7 protein-coding genes, 1 pseudogene and 1 riboswitch are annotated in these 6,536 nt (G+C 71.8%); of the genes and pseudogenes, 2 read left to right on the top strand and 6 right to left on the bottom strand.

Features of this window, described 5'->3' with window-relative positions; translation table 11 throughout:
- Positions 1 to 46: 46 nt before the first annotated feature.
- The 5 genes and pseudogenes from AB8Z36_RS25820 to AB8Z36_RS25840 all read right to left on the bottom strand — a co-directional run bounded on the left by AB8Z36_RS25820 (position 47) and on the right by AB8Z36_RS25840 (position 4,338).
- A complete protein-coding gene (locus AB8Z36_RS25820; RefSeq protein ID WP_369215775.1) occupies positions 47 to 901 on the bottom strand; it encodes an ATP-binding cassette domain-containing protein in 855 nt (284 codons plus the stop codon).
- Positions 898 to 1,647: a cobalt ECF transporter T component CbiQ gene (cbiQ, locus tag AB8Z36_RS25825; RefSeq protein ID WP_369215776.1), complete on the bottom strand. Its 750-nt coding sequence runs from the start codon at positions 1,645 to 1,647 to the stop codon at positions 898 to 900. The genes AB8Z36_RS25820 and cbiQ overlap by 4 nt, the downstream gene beginning before the upstream one ends.
- A 7-nt stretch (positions 1,648 to 1,654) precedes the next feature.
- A complete protein-coding gene (locus AB8Z36_RS25830) occupies positions 1,655 to 2,029 on the bottom strand; it encodes an energy-coupling factor ABC transporter substrate-binding protein (RefSeq protein ID WP_369215777.1) in 375 nt (124 codons plus the stop codon).
- A 131-nt stretch (positions 2,030 to 2,160) separates the two neighbouring features.
- Positions 2,161 to 2,820 (bottom strand): annotated as a pseudogene (locus tag AB8Z36_RS25835) (energy-coupling factor ABC transporter permease); the annotation flags it as partial.
- A 30-nt stretch (positions 2,821 to 2,850) separates the two neighbouring features.
- A riboswitch (cobalamin riboswitch) is annotated at positions 2,851 to 3,034 on the bottom strand.
- A gap of 104 nt (positions 3,035 to 3,138) precedes the next feature.
- Positions 3,139 to 4,338: an FUSC family protein gene (locus tag AB8Z36_RS25840; protein ID WP_369215778.1), complete on the bottom strand. Its 1,200-nt coding sequence runs from the start codon at positions 4,336 to 4,338 to the stop codon at positions 3,139 to 3,141.
- Positions 4,339 to 4,572: 234 nt separating this feature from the next.
- Between AB8Z36_RS25840 and AB8Z36_RS25845 the strand changes: the two genes are divergently transcribed.
- Both AB8Z36_RS25845 and AB8Z36_RS25850 read left to right on the top strand, forming a co-directional pair.
- Complete coding sequence (locus AB8Z36_RS25845; protein ID WP_369215781.1) at positions 4,573 to 4,746, top strand: CsbD family protein; 174 nt, start codon at positions 4,573 to 4,575, stop codon at positions 4,744 to 4,746.
- Between the two features lie 151 nt (positions 4,747 to 4,897).
- Complete coding sequence (locus AB8Z36_RS25850; RefSeq protein WP_369215779.1) at positions 4,898 to 5,878, top strand: TIGR03557 family F420-dependent LLM class oxidoreductase; 981 nt, start codon at positions 4,898 to 4,900, stop codon at positions 5,876 to 5,878.
- Positions 5,879 to 5,892: 14 nt separating this feature from the next.
- Here AB8Z36_RS25850 and AB8Z36_RS25855 read toward each other — a convergent pair whose 3' ends face one another.
- On the bottom strand, positions 5,893 to 6,306 hold the full coding sequence (locus AB8Z36_RS25855) for an SRPBCC family protein (protein WP_369215780.1): 414 nt from the start codon (positions 6,304 to 6,306) through the stop codon (positions 5,893 to 5,895).
- Between the last annotated feature and the right edge of the window lie 230 nt (positions 6,307 to 6,536).

A 6,536-nucleotide genomic window follows, 5' to 3' on the forward strand; every position in this document is an offset into this window, starting at 1 on the left:
ACGGACGGGCACAGCCGGTGGGCGGCACCGCCCGGCGGCGTGCCGCTCAGGCGGCGCTCGACCCCTCCCCCGCCCGCGCGGTGAACGCGGCCAGCTCCTCCGGTGTACGCGGCCGCTCGTCCGTCTCCGCCAGCAGGCCCCGCGCCCTGAGCAGTTCGGCCACGGCGACTCCCCACGGCAGGTTCAGGCCCGCCCGCACCAGGAGGTCCCGGTCGGCCAGGGTGACTCCGGCCGGGCCCGTGCGGACCCCGGAGGGCGTGAGCAGCGCCGCGTCGTCGGCCCAGCGCAGGGCGAGATCCACGTCATGGGTGGCCATCACCACGGTCGTCCCCGCGTCCCGCAGCCGCCCCAGGGTGGCCAGGAGGCGCTCCTGTCCGTCGGGGTCGAGGCCCGCGGTCGGCTCGTCGAGGATCAGGACGCGCGGGCGCATCGCCACGGCGCCCGCGATGGCGGTGCGCTTGCGCTGGCCGTAGGAGAGCAGGTGGGTGGGCCGGTCGGCGAGCGCCGCGATGTCGAGGGCGGCGAGCGACTCGGCGACCCGCGCCCGTACCTCGGCGTCGGGCAGTCCCAGGTTCAGCGGGCCGAAGGACACGTCCTGTCCGACCGAGGCGGCGAAGAGCTGGTCGTCGGGGTCCTGCACGACGAGCTGCACCGTGGTGCGGAGCCGGGTCAGACCCTTGCGGTCGTAGGTCACCGGGACACCGCCGAGGGTCAACTCGCCCTCGCGTGGCCGCAGTCCGCCGCTGAGCAGCCGCATGAGGGTCGTCTTGCCGCTGCCGTTGCGGCCGAGCAGGGCGAGGGCGCGCCCCTCGGCGACGTCGAAGTCCAGGCCGCTGAGCACCTCGGGCCCCTCTTCGTAGGCGTAGGACGCCGCGCGCAGCGCCACCAGGGGCTCGCTCATGGAAGGAACCTTTCCAGTACCAGGGTGAGGGCGATCAGGCCCAGGAGCAGGGCCGCGACACCGGCCACGAAGGGGCGGGAGACCCTGGCCCCGGGCACCAGGACGCGCAGGGTGCCGTCGTAGCCACGCCCGGCGAGCCCGGCCTGGAGCCGCCCCGCCCGGTCGAAGGCGCGCACGAACGCGGTGGCCCCGAGTCCCGCGAGTGAGCGCCAGGTGGCGGCTCTGGTGGTGTGCCCGAGCCGCGCCGCCTGTGCCTGCCGGATGCGCCCCATCGAGTCGAGGAGCAGGAAACTCATCCGGTACGTCACGAGGGCGACGTCGACCACGGGCGCGGGCACCCCCGCCCGCACCAGCCGGGGCAGCAGGTCCGACAGGGGCGTGGTGAAGGCGAACAGGAGCACGCCGAGCGAGGCCGCCGAGGTCCGCAGGAGCAGCCCCCCGGCGCGCGCGGGGCCGCCGTCGGCCAGGGTGACGAACCCCTCGGGGCCGCCGACCTGGACGAGCAGCGTCAGGGCTCCGGTGACGCAGAAGCCGAGCGGCACGCGGTAGGCGCGCCACAGCTTGCGCGGCGGCACCCCGGCCGGACCGAGCAGCACCACGAGCGCGGTCAGCAGCACCAGGACCGCGCCCGGCCAGGGCGGCAGGGAGATGGCGAGGACGGTGAGACCGAGGCCGAGCACGGCCTTGTCCACGGGGTGACGGCGGCGCCAGCGACTGCTGTGCGCCGCCGCGTCGATGGGCAGCACCGGTGGATCAGCCCTGCCCGGCGTCGGCGGGGCTGTCCGCCGCTTCGCCGGACCGCTCGGCCCTGCCCTCCTCAGCCCGCTCGCGCTCCGCGCCCTGGCGGCGGCCCCTGCGCAGCCCGAAGTAGTACGCGAGGACGCCCGCGCCGAGTGCGGCCTGAAGGGCGAAGAGCGCCGACTCGATCTCGCCGGACGGCGGCTCGTACAGCGGGGAGAACCAGGGCTCGTAGTCGGGCTTGTTCTCGGTGATCGCCGTCTCGGCCTGGGCGTCGGCGCCCGCGAACGGCTCCTTCTTGTCGTCGCCGAGGCCGAGCGCCAGCGGCAGCACCGCGAGGGCGGCGACGATGACGAGCAGCAGGGTGTTGATCTTGGCGTTCCGGCTCATCAGGCGCTGGCCCCCGTCTCGGTCCTGGTGTCCTTGCCGGTCTTCTTCTCCTTGGCGGTCTTCTCTTCCTTGGCGGACCTCGTGTCCTCGTCGGTGCCGCCCGTCCGCTCCGTCGCCGTCCGCCGCCCCGGGTCGGGCAGGACGCCGAGCCGGGTGAGTTCGCCCTTGCTCGACTGCACCAGGAGCCGCATCACCAGGACGGTGAGGAGCCCCTCGCTGACCGCCAGCGGGATCTGGGTGACGGCGAAGATACCGCCGAACTTGCCGAGCGCCCCGAGGAATCCGCTGCCGGGGTCGGGGAAGGCCAGGGCGAGCTGGACGCTGGTGACGCAGTACGTGGACAGGTCGGCGACGAACGCGCCGAAGAAGACCGCCACCATCAGCGGCACGTCGTACCGCTTGAGGAGCCGGTAGACGGCGTATCCGGCCCAGGGCCCGACGATCGCCATGGAGAAGACGTTGGCGCCGAGCGTGGTGAGCCCGCCGTGGGCGAGCAGCAGGGCCTGGAACAGCAGGGTGATGGTGCCGAGCACCGTCATGATCGGCGGGCGGAACAGGATCGCGCCCAGGCCGGTGCCCGTCGGGTGCGAGCAACTCCCGGTGACCGACGGGATCTTCAGGGCGGACAGGACAAAGGTGAAGGCTCCGGACGCACCGAGGAGCAGGGTGCTCTCGGGGTGCTCCTTGACCTCACGCGTAAGGGAGCGGACTCCGTGGACGACGAACGGCGCGGACGCTACGCCCCAGGCGATCGCGTGCGCCGGCGGAAGGAAACCCTCGGCTATGTGCATGGCTCAGCAGACCCTCTCCAGCACCTCGTGGATGGACAACGCGCCTTGGCCGGTCTCCTGGCTGACGGGTCGTACCGCCCGGGCTCCGCCTTCCCGGGCGCGTGTGCGCCCAGTGGCTGCCGCGAGGGCTGGAGCCGGACATCCCGATCACAGTGGCGAGGGCCGCACCGGCATCACACCGGATTTCCCGTGCACCAAGGCGTGGTGACAGTAGTGCGCCAGCCGGAGGCATGACAACTCGCCCGCAGGTCATCACGGTCGTCGAAGGAGTGCGGCGGAGTGCTCCGGCGCACGGCGGGGCCCGGCGCGCCGGAGGGTTCAGCGCGTCTCCTTCAACACGTCGCGGGTGTGCAGGAACTCCCCCATGAGGCGGTTCGCCTCCACCATGAGGGCTCCGTAGGGACGGGCCGGGTCGGCCAGCGGCAGACCGGAGCGGGCCGCCTCCTCGGCCAGCTCGCGCGCGGCGTCCTGGGCGCGGTCGACGTGGCCGCCCAGCTCGCGGGACTGTTCGGCGAGGGAGTCCTCGTCGATCCCGGCGAGCACATCGGTGATCCTGGAGACGCATTCGAGGAAGTCGGCGTAGCGGGCGAAGAACGCGCCGTCGTCCAGCCTCCTCTCCCGCTCGGTCCACTGGTGCAGGCTGCGGGTCAGCGACGTCACCTGGTACAGCGCGCGCACAAGCGCTTCGAGCACCGCGCCGTAGCCCTCGAAGGAGACCTTGGCGCCCCGCTGCCTGCGCAGCAGCAGCCGGGGGTTGTAGTAGAGGCTCTCCTTGGCGGTGCGGAAACCGTCCCGCGCCTGCGTGATCATGCCGCCGGTCCGCTCCGCCCTGCTGTACCACTGGCCGCAGCGGTCGGAGTCGATCTCGTTGTCGCGCAGCACCGGGTAGATGTCGCCGACCAGGTCGCCGAGGGCGGCGGAGAGCGAGCGCAGGCCGTACTCCGCGCTGCGGTAGCGTATCGGCGGTGCCACCGTGAGGTTGACGATGACCCCGATGCCGCAGCCGATGAGCACGAGCAGGACGATCTGGCCCAGCTGGGCGGCCTTCTCGCTGTCCGAGGGGGCGAGGGCGTACGTGGAGAAGGCGAAGAACGCGCCCGTGGCGACCTGCGAGCCCTGGGAGCCGAGCCGGGGCCAGCGCCCGATGGTCAGCCCGGCGACCGCCACGAGCACGAACGCCAGCAGGTCGGAGCCGATGAGGAATCCGAGGCCCGACACCATGAGCACGCCGACCGCCACGGCCGCCACGTACCGCAGCGACTGAAGGAGTGACTGGTACACCGTCACCTGCATCATCAGGACCGCGGAGAACGGTGCGAAGGCCGGTGACGGCGCGTGGAGCGCGTAGTAGGAGACGAGCCAGGCCAGGGTCGCGGCCAGTGTGCTCTTGCCGACGAGCAGCAGGGTGTGGCGTTCGTAGCCCGGTGTCTCCAGGGCCCGCTGCCACCACTTCCACATCCGACTGGACCAGCGCCGGACGGCGCCCGACGTCCGCGGCTCCTCGTCCTGGCCGGTCATTTCCCGATCCGTTCCCTTCCGGTCGCGTACATCCTGCGGTGCTGCCGCCGAGGCCGCACGCGGAGTTCGTTGCCCCGGTCCCCGCAAGACACGCACCCGGAATCCGGGTTTCTCGTTCGCCTTTCGGGGGACAACCGGTCGCCGGATTTTTTTTCGCGCCGATGTGTTTACGTCGGCCATGAGCGGCCAGCCGATATTGCAGAAAGCGATCCACACCATTGGAGGGTGAGCGACATGGCCGCCAACGAGAAGAACCAGGCGAAGACCGAGCAGATCACCGGCAAGGTCAAGGAGACCGTCGGACGTGCCGTGGGCAATGAGCGCCTCACCGCCAAGGGCCGCGCCGAGCAGGCGAAGGGCGACGCCCGCCAGGCCAAGGAGAAGATCAAGGACACCGGCAAGCACTGAGTGCCGCGGTATTCCACGACGGGGTGCCCCCTGATCACGAGGGGGCGCCCCGCCGTGCTTGTGCACCGCGCTCGGGATGCGCCCGAACCGGCCGGATGAAAAGAATGGGGCGACCGGCGCGCGTTGCCCGCCGATAACGAGGAGCAAGCACATGCAGATCGGTTACAAGCTGGCCGCCGAGGCATTCGGCCCCAAGGAACTGGTGCGGCAGGCGGTTCTCGCGGAGGAAGCCGGATTCGATTTCGTCGAGATCAGCGACCACTATCACCCCTGGCTCGACAATCAGGGGCACTCGCCGTTCGCGTGGACGGTGCTCGGCGCCATCGCCGCCAAGACGTCGAGGATCGAACTGGCGACGGGGGTGACATGTCCGACCGTGCGCTACCACCCGGCGATCATCGCGCAGGCCGCCGCCACCCTGGCCCTGGTGTCGGACGGCCGGTTCGTGCTCGGCCTTGGCTCGGGCGAGCGGCTGAACGAGCATGTCGTCGGCCACGGCTTCCCCGACACCGTCCGCACCCGCCACGAGATGTTCCGGGAGGCCCTGGAGATCATCCGGCTGCTGTGGCGCGGGGGCTACCAGTCCTACGAGGGCAGGCATCTGCGCCTTGAGGACGCCCGGGTCTTCGACCTGCCCGAGAAGCTGCCGCTGATCGCGGTGGCGGCCAGCGGCAAGCCGTCCACGCGGATCGCCGCCGAACTGGGCGACGGCCTCTTCGCCACGGAGGAGAAGCCGGAGATCGTCCGGCAGTACCGGGAGGCGGGCGGCAGCGGCCCGTGCTACGCGGAGGTGCCGATGGCCTGGGCGCCCGACGAGCACACGGGCGCGAAGGCCGCCCTGGAGACGTCGCGGTGGGCGCTGACCGGCTGGAAGGTCATGAGCGAGCTGCCCAACCCGGTCAACTTCGACGCCGCGACCTCGACCGTGCGCGAGGAGGACATCCGGGAGAAGTTCGCCTGCGGCACGGACCCCGCCCGCTTCGTGGAGGTGGCCCAGAAGTTCGTCGACGCGGGCTTCGACCGGCTGGTCATGCAGAACGCGGGCCCCGACCCCGACGGCTTCGTCGACTTCTACCGGCGCGAACTGGACACGCGTATGCGCTCCCTGAAGCCGGGCGGCACCGGGGCCTGAGGGGACCGCCGCGCTTAGCCCGCCGCGTTGTCGACGCGCAGCCGCACCTGCTCCTCCAGGCGCGCCAGGCTGTCGTCGAGGGCGCGGTGCACGGCCCGCTCGCCGGGGTCGTGGCTCTTGTCGAAGAAGGACAGGTGCACCGTCACCTCGCTGGTGCCCGTGCCCAGGCCCGCGACCTGGAGCCAGCCGGTGTAACTGCCCTGCTCGCGCGTGCCCCACTCCAGGCGCATCTGGTCCTTCTGGGCCCGCAGCAGGGCGGAGACGTCCTGGTCGGTGCGGTCCTCGTGCACGGTGACCGCGGGCGGCTCCCCGGCGTCGACGTGCAGGTCCTGGGGCAGCCATGCGTCCATCTGAGCGACGTCGGCCGCCTGGTCGAAGACGTGCTCCGGCAGGGCGGGCATCGTGCGCGAACGCTCGTACTCGGTCATGGCGCTACCGTTCCTCGGCTCGGGGACATGCGGAACACGAGACAACGCATGCCCGCCCCTCCGGCACTGAAGCCGCGACGGCGCGAAACCACCCGATCGCCGCCACTCGATCACCGCCCGGCGCGGTACCCATGACCTCACTTGTGCCGGCCGCCGTGCGGGGCTATCCAGGAAGGAGGCACGGCACACGGCGTGCACCGGSGGTGCGTCATGTACGGGGATGCGGGGGC

It is taken from the genome of Streptomyces flavofungini (genome assembly GCF_041028215.1).
GTDB lineage: Bacteria > Actinomycetota > Actinomycetes > Streptomycetales > Streptomycetaceae > Streptomyces > Streptomyces flavofungini_B.